Raw genomic sequence first — 1,026 nt, forward strand, 5'->3', positions numbered from 1 at the left:
ATACTCTTCAGAAAAGTGGCGTTCGCTGTCTCTCAAAGAAAAAGGTGGAGCGATTACTTCAAGTGGCTGAGTATTCAATTGGTCTTCGGGACAGTCCTGAGATGGCACGTGCTGAAATCACGATGTTGATTCAGCAGATGGACCTGTATGATTCACAAATTGACTCATTAACCGAAGATCTAGTGGACCTTGCCAGACAACTGACGGATTTTGAGTTTCTTACGTCCATTCCAGGAATCAGTGAAAACACTGTCTTGGAGCTTCTTTCCGAAACCGGCTCATTGAAACGATATAAGAATCCACGCCAATTATTCAAACTTGCGGGACTCACTCTCATCACGAATTCATCCGGTAAATCTGAAGGAAAGAAAAGAATTTCCAAACGAGGACGCAGAAGGCTAAGAGCGCTATTATACAAAGCCGTGATTCCTTTACTTCATGCGAATCCGGCATTTCGTTCACTTTATGAGTTTTACAGTTCCAATCGAGAGAATCCGGTATCTAAAAAAGAAGCGTTGGTCATCCTGTGTCGAAAACTCCTTCAGATTTTTCATGGTCTAAGCCACCAAGAATCTACTTTTGATTTAGATCGCATGATGCGGGATATGCCTTTTCTCACCTATCAACAAGCAGCTTAAACTTTAATGAAGAAATACTAACAACCCAGACACTGAGAAGCCGGCCCAAAGAAGACTTTCGACGATCAATTGATCAGTCCATGCAGGAGCGTATGCCGGCCTCTGCGTTAGGAAGAGACCCAACGAAGGAATGTAGGCACAAGATGCCAAGAGATATGGGAGGGTAAGTCCCCTAAAAAAGCAGAGACAATATGTGCCCATAAAATAAAAAAACGGGAGACCCTTCCAGTCTCTTGACGCAACGCGTAACCAAAGATTCCTATATTTTGAACAAATTAAAAATATAGGAATTAATTCAGACTAGGTATCATGATAAAAAATTTTCAAAAACAGATTAAGTGGTTTGAATACCCGTCATAATAACTTTTTCCGAGGGAGTCTTCGTCTT

At 41.6% G+C, this 1,026-nt stretch carries 1 protein-coding gene; it reads left to right on the forward strand.

Translation table 11 applies throughout. The features are described 5' to 3' along the window. A partial coding sequence (locus HP456_RS24305) for a transposase (RefSeq protein ID WP_216663422.1) occupies positions 1-638 on the forward strand: 638 nt, incomplete at its 5' end. Positions 639-1,026 lie beyond the last annotated feature (388 nt).

Origin of the sequence: Bacillus haikouensis (assembly GCF_013179555.1) — a bacterium.
GTDB classification, from domain to species: Bacteria; Bacillota; Bacilli; order Bacillales; family Bacillaceae_B; genus Rossellomorea; species Rossellomorea haikouensis_A.